The sequence below is a fragment of the Flavobacterium sediminis genome (genome assembly GCF_003148385.1).
Taxonomy (GTDB): Bacteria; Bacteroidota; Bacteroidia; order Flavobacteriales; family Flavobacteriaceae; genus Flavobacterium; species Flavobacterium sediminis.
The window spans coordinates 442,245-459,141 of sequence record NZ_CP029463.1; the positions used below are offsets into that span (position 1 = coordinate 442,245).

The 16,897-nt window shown below is 41.0% G+C and carries 8 protein-coding genes, 2 tRNA genes and 3 rRNA genes; 5 read left to right on the plus strand and 8 right to left on the minus strand.

The window, feature by feature from the left end; all coding sequences use genetic code 11:
- Window positions 1-4 precede the first annotated feature (4 nt).
- From DI487_RS02060 to DI487_RS02075, 4 genes are all read left to right on the plus strand, one after another.
- The gene (locus DI487_RS02060) at window positions 5-373 is read left to right on the plus strand and encodes a DoxX family protein (RefSeq protein ID WP_109568186.1); all 369 of its coding nucleotides are present in this window, start codon (window positions 5-7) and stop codon (window positions 371-373) included.
- Between the two features lie 13 nt (window positions 374-386).
- Window positions 387-875 carry a hypothetical protein gene (locus tag DI487_RS02065; protein ID WP_109570576.1) on the plus strand — a complete coding sequence of 163 codons (489 nt, stop codon included), beginning with the start codon at window positions 387-389 and terminating at the stop codon, window positions 873-875.
- Window positions 863-1,534, plus strand: a complete 672-nt coding sequence (locus tag DI487_RS02070; RefSeq protein ID WP_109568187.1) for an NRDE family protein — start codon at window positions 863-865, stop codon at window positions 1,532-1,534. Before DI487_RS02065 ends, DI487_RS02070 begins: the two co-directional genes overlap by 13 nt.
- A gap of 171 nt (window positions 1,535-1,705) precedes the next feature.
- Complete coding sequence (locus DI487_RS02075) at window positions 1,706-2,581, plus strand: D-alanine--D-alanine ligase (RefSeq protein ID WP_317046254.1); 876 nt, start codon at window positions 1,706-1,708, stop codon at window positions 2,579-2,581.
- 52 nt (window positions 2,582-2,633) lie between these two features.
- On the opposite strand, the gene DI487_RS02080 is transcribed toward DI487_RS02075, so the two are convergent.
- The 8 genes from DI487_RS02080 to DI487_RS02115 form a co-directional block, all read right to left on the minus strand.
- Entirely contained in the window at window positions 2,634-7,136 is a 4,503-nt protein-coding gene (locus DI487_RS02080; RefSeq protein WP_109568189.1) for an HYR domain-containing protein, read from the minus strand.
- Window positions 7,085-7,771 carry a hypothetical protein gene (locus DI487_RS02085; RefSeq protein ID WP_109568190.1) on the minus strand — a complete coding sequence of 229 codons (687 nt, stop codon included), beginning with the start codon at window positions 7,769-7,771 and terminating at the stop codon, window positions 7,085-7,087. The genes DI487_RS02080 and DI487_RS02085 overlap by 52 nt, the downstream gene beginning before the upstream one ends.
- Entirely contained in the window at window positions 7,768-8,793 is a 1,026-nt protein-coding gene (locus DI487_RS02090; RefSeq protein WP_109568191.1) for a hypothetical protein, read from the minus strand. Before DI487_RS02090 ends, DI487_RS02085 begins: the two co-directional genes overlap by 4 nt.
- Before the next feature lie 359 nt (window positions 8,794-9,152).
- Window positions 9,153-9,262, minus strand: a 5S ribosomal RNA gene (rrf, locus tag DI487_RS02095).
- 124 nt (window positions 9,263-9,386) lie between these two features.
- Window positions 9,387-12,254, minus strand: a 23S ribosomal RNA gene (locus DI487_RS02100).
- Window positions 12,255-12,345: 91 nt separating this feature from the next.
- Window positions 12,346-12,418, minus strand: a tRNA-Ala gene (locus DI487_RS02105).
- Between the two features lie 93 nt (window positions 12,419-12,511).
- Window positions 12,512-12,585 (minus strand) — tRNA-Ile (locus tag DI487_RS02110).
- Between the two features lie 77 nt (window positions 12,586-12,662).
- Window positions 12,663-14,178: ribosomal RNA gene (locus DI487_RS02115) — 16S ribosomal RNA — on the minus strand.
- The 16S, 23S and 5S rRNA genes sit together here with 2 tRNA genes alongside, the layout of an rRNA operon.
- A gap of 769 nt (window positions 14,179-14,947) precedes the next feature.
- Between DI487_RS02115 and thrS the strand changes: the two genes are divergently transcribed.
- Window positions 14,948-16,888 carry a threonine--tRNA ligase gene (gene thrS / locus DI487_RS02120; RefSeq protein WP_109570577.1) on the plus strand — a complete coding sequence of 647 codons (1,941 nt, stop codon included), beginning with the start codon at window positions 14,948-14,950 and terminating at the stop codon, window positions 16,886-16,888.
- The last annotated feature ends 9 nt before the right edge of the window (window positions 16,889-16,897 follow it).

A 16,897-nucleotide genomic window follows, 5' to 3' on the forward strand; every position in this document is an offset into this window, starting at 1 on the left:
ACTCATGAAACGATTGATTTATTGGTTATCCAGAATAATTCCGGCTGTTATAATGTTGCAAACTTTATTTTATAAATTTACAGCGGCACCGGAAAGTGTTGCTCTTTTCAGCAAACTGAATTTAGAGCCTTATGGAAGAATCGGAACCGGAATAATAGAATTAATTGCTTCTATTTTACTCTTGATTCCTAAAAAATCATTCTATGGTGCTATTTTAGGAGTCGGGACAATGTTAGGTGCTATTCTATCACATATTTTTATTCTCAATATAGAAATAAATCAAGACCACGGAAGTTTATTTCTCATGGCTTGTGTTACATTTACTTGTTGCTGTTATGTTCTGATCACTGATGCTAAAAATTTTTTATTTTAAACAAACTATAAAAATGCTAATATCTTCTGTAAAAAAAAATTTCTGCGAAATTCTTGATTTCTTAAGGCAATTAAAGCCTGAGGATTACACAATACAACATCTTGAATTAAGCAATGCCAGCATCGGTGATCATATACGACATATTGTTGAACTTTATCAATGCTTGGTAAACAATTACGCTTCAGGTATTGTAAACTATGATTTCAGGGAACGAAATGTTTTAATACAAACTCAGATAACAACAGCTATTGATCGTATAGAAAGTTTATGCTGTGAAATTGACAAACCGAATAAAAAAATGCAACTTGAACAAGGAATTGATTTGGTTAGTTTTTCTGTTGAAACCAATTATTTCAGAGAATTACTCTACAATTTAGAGCACAGCATTCATCACCAAGCTTTAATTAAAGTAGCTGCGCTAAAGCTTTCTCACGTATCTTTACCCGATCATTTCGGCGTAGCTAAATCTACTATTGAATACCGTTTAAAATGTGCACAGTAACTTTTTTAGCCACTCAAAACGGTTTTTGCCTTACCTCTAACCGGGATGAAAAAACAAGTCGAGCTACTGCTGTTCCTCCGCAACTTTATAAACTGAACGGAAAAACGATCTACTTTCCGAAAGACCCGAAAGCAGGCGGAACATGGATAGCGCATGATTCCGAAAACATTATTATTCTATTGAATGGTGCTCAGGAAAAACACATTCCTAAGCCAAAATATCGCAAAAGTAGAGGTTTAATCGCTTTAGATTTGATTGCTTCAGAAAGTATTTTAGAAACCTGGAAAACAACTGATTTAACAGACATAGAACCTTTTACTATTGTCCTTTTTGACGGAAATGGTTTGTATCAGCTGCAGTGGAATGAGATTGAAAAATCTATACTTCATTTAGATATTAATATAGCTCATATCTGGTCTTCTTCTACGTTGTATAGTGCTTCCATAAGAACTCAACGAAAAATATGGTTTGAAGAATTCTTAGAACAAAATGATACTATTTCTCCTGAATCTATTTTAAACTTTCATCAGTTTACCCAAAAAGAGAATCAGGAATTCGGCTTACAAATCAACAGAAATAACGAATTAAAAACCGTGAGTATCACCCAATGCTTCTATAGCTCTGATGGCTCTATAACTATGGAATATTTACCGCTGTAACGTATGAAAAAATTTCGTTTATTTTTCCATAAATTGACTCATTGGGAATATTGGCCCTATCAAATTATTTATTTCCCCGTTTACTTTCAATATCTCTTTTATGTATTGAGAACCAGATCTTTATTTTACTTTAATGCTTCCAATCCAACCATTAAAAATGGTGGATTTTTTATGGAATCCAAAAAAGAAATATATGATTTAATTCCACAGCAATATTATCCAAAAACTGAATTAATTAAAACTGGAACTAATTTCTCAGCTATTGAAACTCAAATCCAAAATGGAAATTTACAATTTCCGTTAATTGCCAAGCCGGATATCGGTTTAAGAGGAACAGCTGTAAAGAAGCTGTACAATCCGGAAGAAGTTAAATCCTACTGGCAAAAGGCTGATTTTGACTTTTTACTGCAGGATTGTATTCCTTTTTCAAATGAAATAGGACTATTCTATGTTAAACTCCCCAAAGAAGAAAAAGGAAGGATCACCGGAATTGTTTGGAAAGAATTCCTGATAGTTACCGGAAACGGAAAAGAAAACATTCGGGAAATTTTATTAAAAGACCCTCGATATGAATTCCAAATTGAAGTTTTAGAAAAAGAATACAACAATTATTTAGACACTATTTTACCGGAAGGAGAAACCTTTAATTTGGTTCCTTACGGAAATCATTGCAGAGGAACTAAATTTATAGACAGAAGTCATAAGATCACAACAAAATTAGAAGCCACATTTACAGAGATCTGCAATCAGATCGAAGGATTTCATTACGGAAGAATGGATATTATGTTTACCGATTTTGAAGACCTGGAAAACGGAAAAAACTTTCAGATTGTAGAAATTAACGGAGCAATTAGTGAACCTACTCATATTTATGACCCGAAACACTCTATCTTTTTTGGTTGGAAAGAATTGATCCGTCATTATCACTACCTTTACTTAATCAGCAAAGACAATCATAAAAAGGGAGCTCCTTATTTAAGTACGACACAAGGTATTAACGAATTTAAAAAACACATTGAGTTTTATAATACTATTTTAAAATTCTAAATAAAAAAGGGCAATGAATCCATTGCCCTTCTCTTTTCGTCGCTTTTTTTAATTAATAACTCATCGCTACGATTTTTTTGATTGAAACTCCTGTTTTAGAAATAACTTTAACATAGTAGACAGCATCTCTACCTACTGCATTAAAATCTGTGTTAATTCTAATCTCTTTACCATAATAAGCATCATTATCGTATGTTGTCATTAACAACAAACCTCTGGCATCAAAAATCTGAATTTCAACATCAGATTTATAATGGAACAAATACTGAATCGTAATATAATCTCTGAACGGAACAGGGTAAACTTTAAAATCAGCTGTAAAGATACTTTCGGAAGAAGAATCTGTATAAGTCTCTTCAGCAGGAACAGCTACTTTCATTCTACATCCGTCATACCCTCTATTAATGGCATCCACAGCCTGATTAATATCCGAATGAGACAAGCTTCCTATATCTTCTGCTCCGAGCGCTTGATTTGCCAGTATAAACAAATTAGCAACTGTAGCCCCTCCATTCATATCCAGATAAGCAATAACACTTTGAGGAATAGTAAAAATCTGAGTAGTATCCGGAATCGGAGTATCAGTTCCACATTCCACATCTACTGTTGCAAATGTATTCTCTAACATCACTGAATTCAAGGCTGTATCCATTTGTAAATTAAAGAATAAGGTTATTGTTTGGCTTAACAAATTATTATTAATTCTTCCTTTTTTCTTAAAGCTCGCATTAAGAGGATCATTATCTGCCCATGTCGCATATATATCATAGGTTGCAAAATCAACCAATTTTCTTGGCGTTCCGCCACCGGGAAGCATTTTAAAGATATTATTTTGAGCCGTAATCGGATTTGCATTAATGTCTGATAATTTCAATAAGAAATAATTACCTGTACTCAAACTACCGAAATTAAATTCTCCTCCGACATTAGTCAATGCTGCCACCATAATATCCTGAGCCATAATTCCTCCTCCGCCAGGAGTACAAGCAACTCCATTTACATTACCATAAAAACCTTGTGTATACGTACAATGTGGACTATCACATGAATTAACCAGTACTGTAAAACTACAACTCGACTGATTACCACAATCATCTTCTGCAGTAAACGTAACAGTTACTGTTTCTCCTACCGGGAATGGATCGTTCAATGCTAAACCATCAGAACGGGTCGGAATCACACTCACATCCTCATCACAATTGTCGTAAGCTGTAGGAATATCAATAACCGGATCTCCTTCACAATCAAACACTTCTATATCTGAAGGACAAGTCAGTGTTGGTGGAGTTTCATCAAATAGTCTGGTTACGCGGATCACTACAGGTACTGCCTGATTGCCACAGTCGTCTGTAATAGTGAACGTATAATCAATGTATTGTGTACAACCGTTGGTTACCACATCACCTGCTACTCCGACTAAAGTACCACTGGTCTCTCCGTTTACGCCACAGTTGTCGCTCCAGCTTGTGGTGACTTCCACCGGCCAAGGCGTGTTACAACCTTGCAAATCGATATCACCGGAATCTACGATAACAGGTAATTCCATATCGTAGTGACGGCTTACACGGATCACTACAGGTGCTGCCTGATTGCCACAGTCGTCTGTAATAGTGAACGTATAATCAATGTATTGTGTACAACCGTTGGTTACCACATCACCTGCTACTCCGACTAAAGTACCACTGGTCTCTCCGTTTACGCCACAGTTGTCGCTCCAACTTGTGGTGACTTCCACCGGCCAAGGCGTGTTACAACCTTGCAAATCGATATCACCGGAATCTACGATAACAGGTAATTCCATATCGTAGTGACGGCTTACACGGATCACTACAGGTGCTGCCTGATTGCCACAGTCGTCTGTAATAGTGAACGTATAATCAATGTATTGTGTACAACCGTTGGTTACCACATCACCTGCTACTCCGACTAAAGTACCACTGGTCTCTCCGTTTACGCCACAGTTGTCGCTCCAGCTTGTGGTGACTTCCACCGGCCAAGGCGTGTTACAACCTTGCAAATCGATATCACCGGAATCTACGATAACAGGTAATTCCATATCGTAGTGACGGCTTACACGGATCACTACAGGTGCTGCCTGATTGCCACAGTCGTCTGTAATAGTGAACGTATAATCAATGTATTGTGTACAACCGTTGGTTACCACATCACCTGCTACTCCGACTAAAGTACCACTGGTCTCTCCGTTTACGCCACAGTTGTCGCTCCAGCTTGTGGTGACTTCCACCGGCCAAGGCGTGTTACAACCTTGCAAATCGATATCACCGGAATCTACGATAACAGGTAATTCCATATCGTAGTGACGGCTTACGCGGATCACTACAGGTACTGCCTGATTGCCACAGTCGTCTGTAATAGTGAACGTATAATCAATGTATTGTGTACAACCGTTGGTTACCACATCACCTGCTACTCCGACTAAAGTACCACTGGTCTCTCCGTTTACGCCACAGTTGTCGCTCCAGCTTGTGGTGACTTCCACCGGCCAAGGCGTGTTACAACCTTGCAAATCGATATCACCGGAATCTACGATAACAGGTAATTCCATATCGTAGTGACGGCTTACACGGATCACTACAGGTGCTGCCTGATTGCCACAGTCGTCTGTAATAGTGAACGTATAATCAATGTATTGTGTACAACCGTTGGTTACCACATCACCTGCTACTCCGACTAAAGTACCACTGGTCTCTCCGTTTACGCCACAGTTGTCGCTCCAACTTGTGGTGACTTCCACCGGCCAAGGCGTGTTACAACCTTGCAAATCGATATCACCGGAATCTACGATAACAGGTAATTCCATATCGTAGTGACGGCTTACACGGATCACTACAGGTGCTGCCTGATTGCCACAATCGTCTGTAATAGTGAACGTATAATCAATGTATTGTGTACAACCGTTGGTTACCACATCACCTGCTACTCCGACTAAAGTACCACTGGTCTCTCCGTTTACGCCACAGTTGTCGCTCCAGCTTGTGGTGACTTCCACCGGCCAAGGCGTGTTACAACCTTGCAAATCGATATCACCGGAATCTACGATAACAGGTAATTCCATATCGTAGTGACGGCTTACACGGATCACTACAGGTGCTGCCTGATTGCCACAGTCGTCTGTAATAGTGAACGTATAATCAATGTATTGTGTACAACCGTTGGTTACCACATCACCTGCTACTCCGACTAAAGTACCACTGGTCTCTCCGTTTACGCCACAGTTGTCGCTCCAGCTTGTGGTGACTTCCACCGGCCAAGGCGTGTTACAACCTTGCAAATCGATATCACCGGAATCTACGATAACAGGTAATTCCATATCGTAGTGACGGCTTACACGGATCACTACAGGTGCTGCCTGATTGCCACAGTCGTCTGTAATAGTGAACGTATAATCAATGTATTGTGTACAACCGTTGGTTACCACATCACCTGCTACTCCGACTAAAGTACCACTGGTCTCTCCGTTTACGCCACAGTTGTCGCTCCAACTTGTGGTGACTTCCACCGGCCAAGGCGTGTTACAACCTTGCAAATCGATATCACCGGAATCTACGATAACAGGTAATTCCATATCGTAGTGACGGCTTACACGGATCACTACAGGTGCTGCCTGATTGCCACAATCGTCTGTAATAGTGAACGTATAATCAATGTATTGTGTACAACCGTTGGTTACCACATCACCTGCTACTCCGACTAAAGTACCACTGGTCTCTCCGTTTACGCCACAGTTGTCGCTCCAGCTTGTGGTGACTTCCACCGGCCAAGGCGTGTTACAACCTTGCAAATCGATATCACCGGAATCTACGATAACAGGTAATTCCATATCGTAGTGACGGCTTACACGGATCACTACAGGTGCTGCCTGATTGCCACAGTCGTCTGTAATAGTGAACGTATAATCAATGTATTGTGTACAACCGTTGGTTACCACATCACCTGCTACTCCGACTAAAGTACCACTGGTCTCTCCGTTTACGCCACAGTTGTCGCTCCAGCTTGTGGTGACTTCCACCGGCCAAGGCGTGTTACAACCTTGCAAATCGATATCACCGGAATCTACGATAACAGGTAATTCCATATCGTAGTGACGGCTTACACGGATCACTACAGGTGCTGCCTGATTGCCACAATCGTCTGTAATAGTGAACGTATAATCAATGTATTGTGTACAACCGTTGGTTACCACATCACCTGCTACTCCGACTAAAGTACCACTGGTCTCTCCGTTTACGCCACAGTTGTCGCTCCAGCTTGTGGTGACTTCCACCGGCCAAGGCGTGTTACAACCTTGCAAATCGATATCACCGGAATCTACGATAACAGGTAATTCATCATCCGGTAGTACCGTAAAGGTTCCACTACATTGATCTGACTGATTACAATCGTCAGACACCTGAACCGACACATTATAAATTCCACCACATTTTGACGGACCTACAATCGGATCTCCTAAAATAACTGTGTTTCCCTGGGCATCCGTTACAATTATCTGAGTTTGCAGATTGGTTCCCCTGTTGCCGTAAAACTGTTGTACCAAGCTTCAAACTGAGAATTAATATCAGCTTGACTTGAACAACTCGGCATTTGAACATTACTCGGACAATTCAATTGAATTGGCACCGGTGGAACAACCGTAATATCTACACTATTAGATGCTGTACACCCTTGAATACTTCCCAAAACAATAGTTGCTTCTACAGTATAATTTCCAGCTTCAGAAACAACCAAGGTATTAGTAGTTGCACCTTGTATTGCATTTCCGTTAAAATACCATTGATACACAAAATTATTAGTTGCCGGTAAAGCAGTAGCCGTTAAAGTAGTCGTTGTTTCTGTACAATCAATCAATGTATCTCCATCAATGGCTACATCAACTTCTAAATCGGCTCCTAATTCAATCGGACCAGCAATATCTTTAAGTTCTGCTGTAAATGAATCAGATGAACGCGTTTTAACAATTACACTACCAAAAGGGCTTATACATCCCACTTGTGTGGCTGAACTATCGAAACCTAAGGCCGTTAAATTGAACCCAAATTCATAAAAAATAATCGGGGCATAAGTCGAAGCAATATCTCCACTACTATTGATCGTTCCCCAACTAGGCGCGTCTACATTTGCTCCGGCATTAATTGCAGAAAAAATAGCTGTCGGATCACCTATATTTTTCAATTCAATTCTGGCATAGCCAAAACCACCGGCACCATCACCCCGGAATAATTAACATAACTATTTCCGGCCTTTACAAATCTAAATGGTCTGTCCGGTAAAGTATTGAAATTATCAAAATAAGCTGTATTTTTATCATCAAGGCGCATCCAAATGTATATCTTACCTGTGACTCCTACACCTCCATTAGAAAAATCAAGTGATATAATGATATCCCCTAATTGAGTAGGCATACCAGTATTTGTAAACTGCCAAGCTGTTCTACCTCCGTCGGTTGCAGTTGAAACAATACCGCTCCCACCTACTTCTATTTTTTTTCTGAAATATTCAATATCAATATAACTATCACCATTATCATTTCTGGTTGATAGTCCGACAAATCCCCATTCCGGATTCAATAATATATCCGTTCCGTCACGTCTAAGATGTCCGAAAACATCAATGATATCATTCTTTTGAGGGACATCACCCAAACCGATAACCCAAGTATTAGGATTATCAAAATTTTTATTACTTTGTCCGGAAAATACATTTCCATCCTTATAATTTCCTGATGTTTGCTGGTCTCTCAAATAAACTGCATCTATCCAATATCTTCCGTCAACAACAGAAAAATACGGATATGCCATTCTTAGTTCAGCTGATGCATTAGGATCTGTTTGTAAATTCTGTATCTGACTCAATGCCGAAGCTGAAGTAACATCTATTACCCCTTTACCAGTACCTCCATTCAACTTAAACCAATCATCTGTGTTTTGTGGATTAGGCCAAACGGGATTTGTAAATGTTGTAACATCTGAATAAATATCAGCATCTACTCCAAAATTAGCTTTAACAGTTCCTTGTTCAATAATGATCTGTGAATAACCATTCGGTATATTCAACAAAAGCATTAAAATAAAAAAAAGATACACTAATTTAGTTTGCATTAAATTAGCATATCCTTCATTTATTTTCCATCTAAAAAGAATAAGGTCGAAACAACATATTCCTTTAATTCCATTAAAAATAGTTTTTACTTCCATAATAATTAGGTTTTATTCAACCAAATCAACTAGAAGTCAAATCCTTAGGAATGATTAAAAGGGGATGTTAAAAAAATCCTTTTTAAAAAGTTAAAAAATAATGATGAGTTAAAAAAGCAACTAGACAATTCTCAAAAAGAGAATTCTTAAAAGTTCAATTGAGGGATAAAAACAAAGTAAAGATACTATTCAATTATTTGACAAAAAAAGAAGTCCAAAGCTAAATACACTTTTTTAACCTTTTTAACTTTACTTTCACAATTATAACGTTAAAAAGATGTTATTCAAAAAAGTCATCCCCTCATTCTCAAAAATAGGGTAAAAAAAAAGAGGATCATATTTTATATGATCCTCTTAAAGAAAGGCGGCGACATACTCTCCCACAGGATTGCAGTACCATCTGCGCTGTCGGGCTTAACTTCTCTGTTCGGAATGGGAAGAGGTGAGCCCCGACGCTATAACCACCTTAAGTTTTTAGTCTAAAGTAAAAATACTTTACTTAAGACTGCAACATCGGTTGCAATATTGTAACATACTAAGATAATAAAAAACCTTAAGAAAGTTCTCCCCCGCCTTGCAGCGGGGAAGAGCGTGTACATAAGCTTACGGGTTATTAGTACTACTCGGCTATGACATTACTGCCTTTACACCTATAGCCTATCAACGTGGTCATCTTCCACGACCCTTAAAAGAAATCTCATCTTGTGGTGGGTTTCGCACTTATATGCTTTCAGCGCTTATCCCTTCCGAACGTAGCTACTCTGCGGTGCCCCTGGCGAGACAACAGATACACTAGAGGTTCGTCCAACTCGGTCCTCTCGTACTAGAATCAGATCCACTCAAATTTCTAACGCCCGCAGTAGATAGAGACCGAACTGTCTCACGACGTTCTGAACCCAGCTCGCGTGCCACTTTAATGGGCGAACAGCCCAACCCTTGGGACCTTCTCCAGCCCCAGGATGTGACGAGCCGACATCGAGGTGCCAAACCCCCCGTCGATGTGAGCTCTTGGGGGAGATCAGCCTGTTATCCCCGGCGTACCTTTTATCCTTTGAGCGATGGCCCTTCCATACGGAACCACCGGATCACTATGCTCTACTTTCGTACCTGATCGACCTGTATGTCTCTCAGTCAAGCTCCCTTATACCATTGCACTCTACGCACGGTTACCAAGCGTGCTGAGGGAACCTTTAGAAGCCTCCGTTACTCTTTTGGAGGCGACCACCCCAGTCAAACTACCCACCAAGCAATGTCCCCTACATCCGCAGGGTTAGGCCTCAGACAAGCAAAGGGTGGTATTTCAACAATGACTCCACAACGCCTGGCGACGCCGCTTCAAAGTCTCCCACCTATCCTACACATCACGTGTCCAAGGTCAATACTAAGCTATAGTAAAGGTGCACAGGGTCTTTTCGTCCCACTGCGGGTAATCGGCATCTTCACCGATACTACAATTTCACCGAGCTCATGGCTGAGACAGTGTCCAGATCGTTACACCATTCGTGCAGGTCGGAACTTACCCGACAAGGAATTTCGCTACCTTAGGACCGTTATAGTTACGGCCGCCGTTTACTGGGGCTTCAATTCAATGCTTCTCCGAAGATAACATCTCCTCTTAACCTTCCAGCACCGGGCAGGTGTCAGGCCCTATACCTCATCTTACGATTTTGCAGAGCCCTGTGTTTTTGATAAACAGTCGCCTGGACCTTTTCACTGCGGCCCCGCCTGAGCGGGGCGACCTTTCTCCCGAAGTTACAGGTCTATTTTGCCTAATTCCTTAGCCATGAATCTCTCGAGCACCTTAGGATTCTCTCCTCAACTACCTGTGTCGGTTTACGGTACGGGTACTTATAATCTAAGTTTAGAAACTTTTCTTGGAAGCCCTTAGGCACACTATCCCTTTGTCCGAAGACTCCGAGTACTATCGTATTTCACCAAAACCTACGGATTTGCCTATAGGTCTTATAGCTACATACTTCAACGAACACTTCCGTCAGTTCGCGGTGCTTTCATCACTCCGTCATTCCATCACAATTATAAGTAGTACGGGAATATTAACCCGTTGGCCATCGACTACCCCCTTCGGGTTTGCCTTAGGACCCGACTAACCCTCAGCTGATTAGCATAGCTGAGGAAACCTTAGTTTTTCGGTGTGCGGGTTTCTCGCCCGCATTATCGTTACTTATGCCTACATTTGCTTTTCTAAACAGTCCAGCAATCCTCACAGATCACCTTCAACCCAGTTTAGAATGCTCCCCTACCCATCTTTCGATGCCATAGCTTCGGTAGTATACTTATGCCCGATTATTATCCATGCTCGTCCGCTCGACTAGTGAGCTGTTACGCACTCTTTAAATGAATGGCTGCTTCCAAGCCAACATCCTAGCTGTCTAAGCAGACAAACCGCGTTTTTTCAACTTAGTATACATTTGGGGACCTTAGCTGATGGTCTGGGTTCTTTCCCTCTCGGACATGGACCTTAGCACCCATGCCCTCACTGCTGGTAAACATTTATTAGCATTCGGAGTTTGTCAGGAATTGGTAGGTGGTGAAACCCCCGCATCCAATCAGTAGCTCTACCTCTAATAAACTAAGCCAGCGCTGCCCCTAAAGGCATTTCGGGGAGTACGAGCTATTTCCGAGTTTGATTGGCCTTTCACCCCTACCCACAGGTCATCCGAAGACTTTTCAACGTCAACCGGTTCGGTCCTCCACTATGTGTTACCACAGCTTCAACCTGCCCATGGGTAGATCACACGGTTTCGCGTCTACCATTACCGACTATGGCGCCCTATTCAGACTCGCTTTCGCTACGGATCCACACCTGAAGTGCTTATCCTTGCCGGCAACGGTAACTCGTAGGCTCATTATGCAAAAGGCACGCCGTCACCCCAAAAGGGCTCCGACCGCTTGTAAGCGTATGGTTTCAGGATCTATTTCACTCCGTTATTCACGGTTCTTTTCACCTTTCCCTCACGGTACTGGTTCACTATCGGTCTCTCAGGAGTATTTAGCCTTAGCGGATGGTCCCGCCAGTTTCACACAGGGTTTCACGTGCCCCGCGCTACTCAGGATACCACTATCCTTATCTTCTCTTACTTATACGGGACTATCACCCTCTATGGTTAACCTTTCCAGGTTATTCTAATTCAATCCGTAAGAAATCTCGTGGTCCTACAACCCCAATATTGCCGTAACAACATTGGTTTGGGCTAATCCGCGTTCGCTCGCCACTACTTACGGAATCACTTTTGTTTTCTTCTCCTCCGCCTACTTAGATGTTTCAGTTCAGCGGGTTCGCCTCCTATCGGATACTATGTCTTCAACATAGTGGGTTGCCCCATTCGGATATCTACGGATCTATTCGTATGTGCCAATCCCCGTAGCTTTTCGCAGCTTATCACGTCCTTCTTCGCCTCTGAGAGCCTAGGCATCCCCATACGCCCTTATTTTGCTTATTGTACTTTAATACTTTCGTATTCTTTGTGTTTTCTTTCTACTTTGTTTTTTAGTATCTCAATATGTCAATGAACTTTTGATCTCTCGATCTCGTGGAGAATATCGGAGTCGAACCGATGACCTCCTGCGTGCAAGGCAGGCGCTCTAGCCAGCTGAGCTAATCCCCGTCTCAGTGATCAGTTAACAGTCTACAGTTAACAGTAACTTTAAACGGTTAGCCAACACCTAGAATTTCCTCTTTTTTTAAAACTAAAATTAGTAGTCCCGGGCAGACTCGAACTGCCGACCCCTACATTATCAGTGTAGTACTCTAACCAGCTGAGCTACGAGACTCTGTATTTTTAGCTTTAATTTTTGAACTAACAGCGAGAGTAAAACTCATCTCGAATAAACCGTATCGATTTCTCTAGAAAGGAGGTGTTCCAGCCGCACCTTCCGGTACGGCTACCTTGTTACGACTTAGCCCCAGTTACTAGTTTTACCCTAGGCAGCTCCTTACGGTCACCGACTTCAGGTACCCCCAGCTTCCATGGCTTGACGGGCGGTGTGTACAAGGCCCGGGAACGTATTCACCGGATCATGGCTGATATCCGATTACTAGCGATTCCAGCTTCATAGAGTCGAGTTGCAGACTCCAATCCGAACTGAGACCGGTTTTATAGATTCGCTCCTTATCGCTAAGTGGCTGCTCTCTGTACCGGCCATTGTAGCACGTGTGTGGCCCAGGACGTAAGGGCCGTGATGATTTGACGTCATCCCCACCTTCCTCTCGGTTTGCACCGGCAGTCTCGCTAGAGTTCCCGACATTACTCGCTGGCAACTAACGATAGGGGTTGCGCTCGTTATAGGACTTAACCTGACACCTCACGGCACGAGCTGACGACAACCATGCAGCACCTTGAAAGACGTCCGAAGAAAGTCTAGTTTCCTAAACTGTCGTCTCCCATTTAAGCCCTGGTAAGGTTCCTCGCGTATCATCGAATTAAACCACATGCTCCACCGCTTGTGCGGGCCCCCGTCAATTCCTTTGAGTTTCACACTTGCGTGCGTACTCCCCAGGTGGGATACTTATCACTTTCGCTTAGCCACTCAGATTTGCATCCGAACAGCTAGTATCCATCGTTTACGGCGTGGACTACCAGGGTATCTAATCCTGTTCGCTCCCCACGCTTTCGTCCATCAGCGTCAATCATTTGTTAGTAACCTGCCTTCGCAATTGGTATTCCATGTAATATCTAAGCATTTCACCGCTACACTACATATTCTAGTTACTTCACAAATATTCAAGCCTTACAGTATCAATGGCAGTTTTCTGGTTGAGCCAGAAGATTTCACCACTGACTTATAAGGCCGCCTACGGACCCTTTAAACCCAATGATTCCGGATAACGCTCGCATCCTCCGTATTACCGCGGCTGCTGGCACGGAGTTAGCCGATGCTTATTCTTACGGTACCGTCAAGCCGGTATACATACCAGTGTTTCTTCCCGTACAAAAGCAGTTTACAACCCATAGGGCCGTCTTCCTGCACGCGGCATGGCTGGGTCAGAGTTGCCTCCATTGCCCAATATTCCTCACTGCTGCCTCCCGTAGGAGTCTGGTCCGTGTCTCAGTACCAGTGTGGGGGACCTCCCTCTCAGGACCCCTACCCATCATCGTCTTGGTGTGCCGTTACCACACCAACTAACTAATGGGACGCATGCTCATCTTGTACCGATAAATCTTTAATAATAAAGTGATGCCACTCTAAAATACCATGAGGTATTAATCCAAATTTCTCTGGGCTATCCCCTGTACAAGGTAGATTGCATACGCGTTACGCACCCGTGCGCCGGTCTCAAGTTAGCAAGCTAACTCTACCCTCGACTTGCATGTGTTAGGCCTGCCGCTAGCGTTCATCCTGAGCCAGGATCAAACTCTTCATCGTAGTATTTTTAATTTCGTACGATACTTGGTCATTCGTCTAATTAATTCGCCTTACTCTCTTTTTTGTATGCTGTCAATTCAATATGTCTATGAACGTGTCTTCTTTTTTATTCTCGCTATTCTTTCGTTTAGCGGGTGCAAAAGTACAACTTCTTTTTTAACTGGCAAGCTTTTTTTTAATTTTTTTTTCAAAAATTTTAAAACTCGTTTTTTCAGTATTTTTTCGTTAAAATTAAAACCTTAACGCTTCCAAAGAACTCTCATCTTGCGGAGGGCAAAGATACTGTGTTTATCCTTTACAATCCAAATATTTTTTCAAGTTTTTTTCAAAATATTTTTCCCGTTTTAACACCCTTTCTATGAACCTCTCAAACCTCCCTAAATCGCTTTATTTAAAAACATATCTCGGCTGATTTGCGGGTGCAAAAGTAGTAGCTTTTTCCATTCTCGCAAACTTTTTTATGCCTTTTTTTTAAAGTTTTTTTTACTAACCCTGAAACACAATAACTTACAAAAAAAACTTTTTTTTAACCCTTGTTAATCTATAACAAAAAGGAAGTGCTAAATCAAATCCCCCCCTTGCACTCTTTATATATAACAATTACATTATCTATTCTTACTTTCCTGTTATTTTGCTATAAAATCTCTTTTCCATGCCATATATAGTTATTAAAAAAGAAAGGAAGAACATTTCTGTACATAGAAAATTACACTTATTATATGTATCTGACTATCTAATGTTATATATTTGCAACTTTAAATTTTATATGATGATTAAGATTACTTTACCTGACGGTTCGGTTAAAGAGTTTACACAAGGTGCAACACCGATGGATGTAGCTTTGAGTATAAGCGAAGGTTTAGCCAGAAATGTTATTTCTGCCTCGTTTGATGGAAAAACGATTGAAACCACTACTCCATTGACCACCGATGGTTCTCTTATATTATATACATGGAATGATTCTGAAGGCAAAAAAGCTTTTTGGCATTCTACTTCTCACGTAATGGCCCAAGCATTAGAAGAATTATATCCGGGTATTAAATTAACTATCGGACCAGCAATCGACAATGGTTTTTACTATGATGTAGATTTTGGCGAACATAAAATCACTGATGCTGATTTTAAAAAGATCGAAGACCGGGTTTTAGAAATTTCTCGTGAAAAGCACAATTTCAAAATGCGCTCCGCAACAAAAGCTGAAGCGTTAGCTTTTTATAAAGGCAACGAATACAAAACAGAGTTAATTGAAAATCTGGAAGACGGCACTATAACATTTTGTGATCACTCCACATTTACAGATCTATGTCGTGGTGGTCATATTCCTAATACTGGAATTATTAAAGCCATGAAAATTTTGTCTGTGGCAGGTGCTTACTGGAGAGGAGATGAAAAAAACAAGCAATTAACACGCGTTTACGGTATTTCATTCCCTAAACAAAAAGATCTTACAGAGTATCTTCAAATGCTTGAAGAAGCAAAAAAGAGAGATCACAGAAAGTTAGGAAAAGAATTGGAACTATTTCATTTTTCTCAAAAAGTGGGTCAAGGTTTACCTTTATGGTTACCTAAAGGTGCCGCTTTACGTGATCGTTTGGAACAATTTTTAAAAAAAGCACAGAAAAAAGCCGGGTACGAGCAAGTTGTAACTCCTCATATCGGTCAAAAAGAACTGTATGTAACTTCCGGTCACTATGCTAAATATGGTGCTGATAGTTTTCAACCAATTCATACGCCAGCCGAAGGAGAAGAATTTTTATTAAAACCAATGAACTGCCCTCACCACTGTGAGATTTACAATGCAAAACCTTGGTCTTATAAAGATTTACCAAAACGTTATGCTGAATTCGGTACCGTATATAGATATGAGCAATCCGGAGAATTACATGGTTTGACTCGCGTAAGAGGTTTTACTCAAGATGATGCACACATTTTCTGTACTCCGGATCAGTTAGACGCTGAGTTTAAAAATGTAATTGATCTTGTATTATATGTATTCGGTTCATTAGGTTTTGAAAACTTCACAGCTCAGGTTTCAGTTAGAGACTTAAGCAATCCTGATAAATATATAGGTAGCGTTGAAAATTGGGAAAAAGCAGAAAATGCTATTATCAGTGCAGCAAAAGACAAAGGATTAAATTATGTGATCGAATCGGGTGAAGCTGCTTTTTACGGTCCGAAACTTGATTTCATGGTCAAAGATGCACTGGGAAGAAGTTGGCAGTTAGGAACCATTCAGGTTGATTATAATTTACCGGAACGTTTTGACCTGACTTATAAAGGAAGCGACAATGAATTACACAGACCTGTAATGATCCATCGTGCTCCTTTCGGCAGTATGGAGCGCTTTGTAGCTATTTTATTGGAACATACTGCGGGTAATTTCCCTATTTGGCTAATGCCGGAGCAAGCTATAATACTGTCTTTGAGCGAGAAATATGAAAAATATGCTCAAAAAGTTTTAAATTTGCTAGAAAATCACGAAATTCGCGCCCAAATTGACAATAGAAACGAAACTATTGGTAAGAAAATCAGAGAAGCTGAAGTTCAAAAGTTCCCATTCATGTTGATCGTAGGTGAGGAAGAAGAAAAGAATGGAACTATTTCGGTACGACGCCACGGTGACTCCGGCAAATCAAATCAGTCTATGACAATTGAGGAATTTGCTAAACTGGTCCAAGAAGAAATCGACAAGACATTAAAACAATTTTAAGTTTAATTT

Excerpts from the sequence above, each read along its gene's own strand:
- DI487_RS02065 (WP_109570576.1), top strand. The coding sequence starts at position 387 with ATGCTAATATCTTCTGTAAAAAAAAATTTCTGCGAAATTCTTGATTTC.
- thrS (WP_109570577.1), top strand. The coding sequence starts at position 14,948 with ATGATTAAGATTACTTTACCTGACGGTTCGGTTAAAGAGTTTACACAA.
- DI487_RS02060 (WP_109568186.1), top strand. The coding sequence starts at position 5 with ATGAAACGATTGATTTATTGGTTATCCAGAATAATTCCGGCTGTTATA.
- DI487_RS02070 (WP_109568187.1), top strand. The coding sequence starts at position 863 with ATGTGCACAGTAACTTTTTTAGCCACTCAAAACGGTTTTTGCCTTACC.
- DI487_RS02090 (WP_109568191.1), bottom strand. The coding sequence starts at position 8,793 with ATGGAAGTAAAAACTATTTTTAATGGAATTAAAGGAATATGTTGTTTC.
- DI487_RS02075 (WP_317046254.1), top strand. The coding sequence starts at position 1,706 with ATGGAATCCAAAAAAGAAATATATGATTTAATTCCACAGCAATATTAT.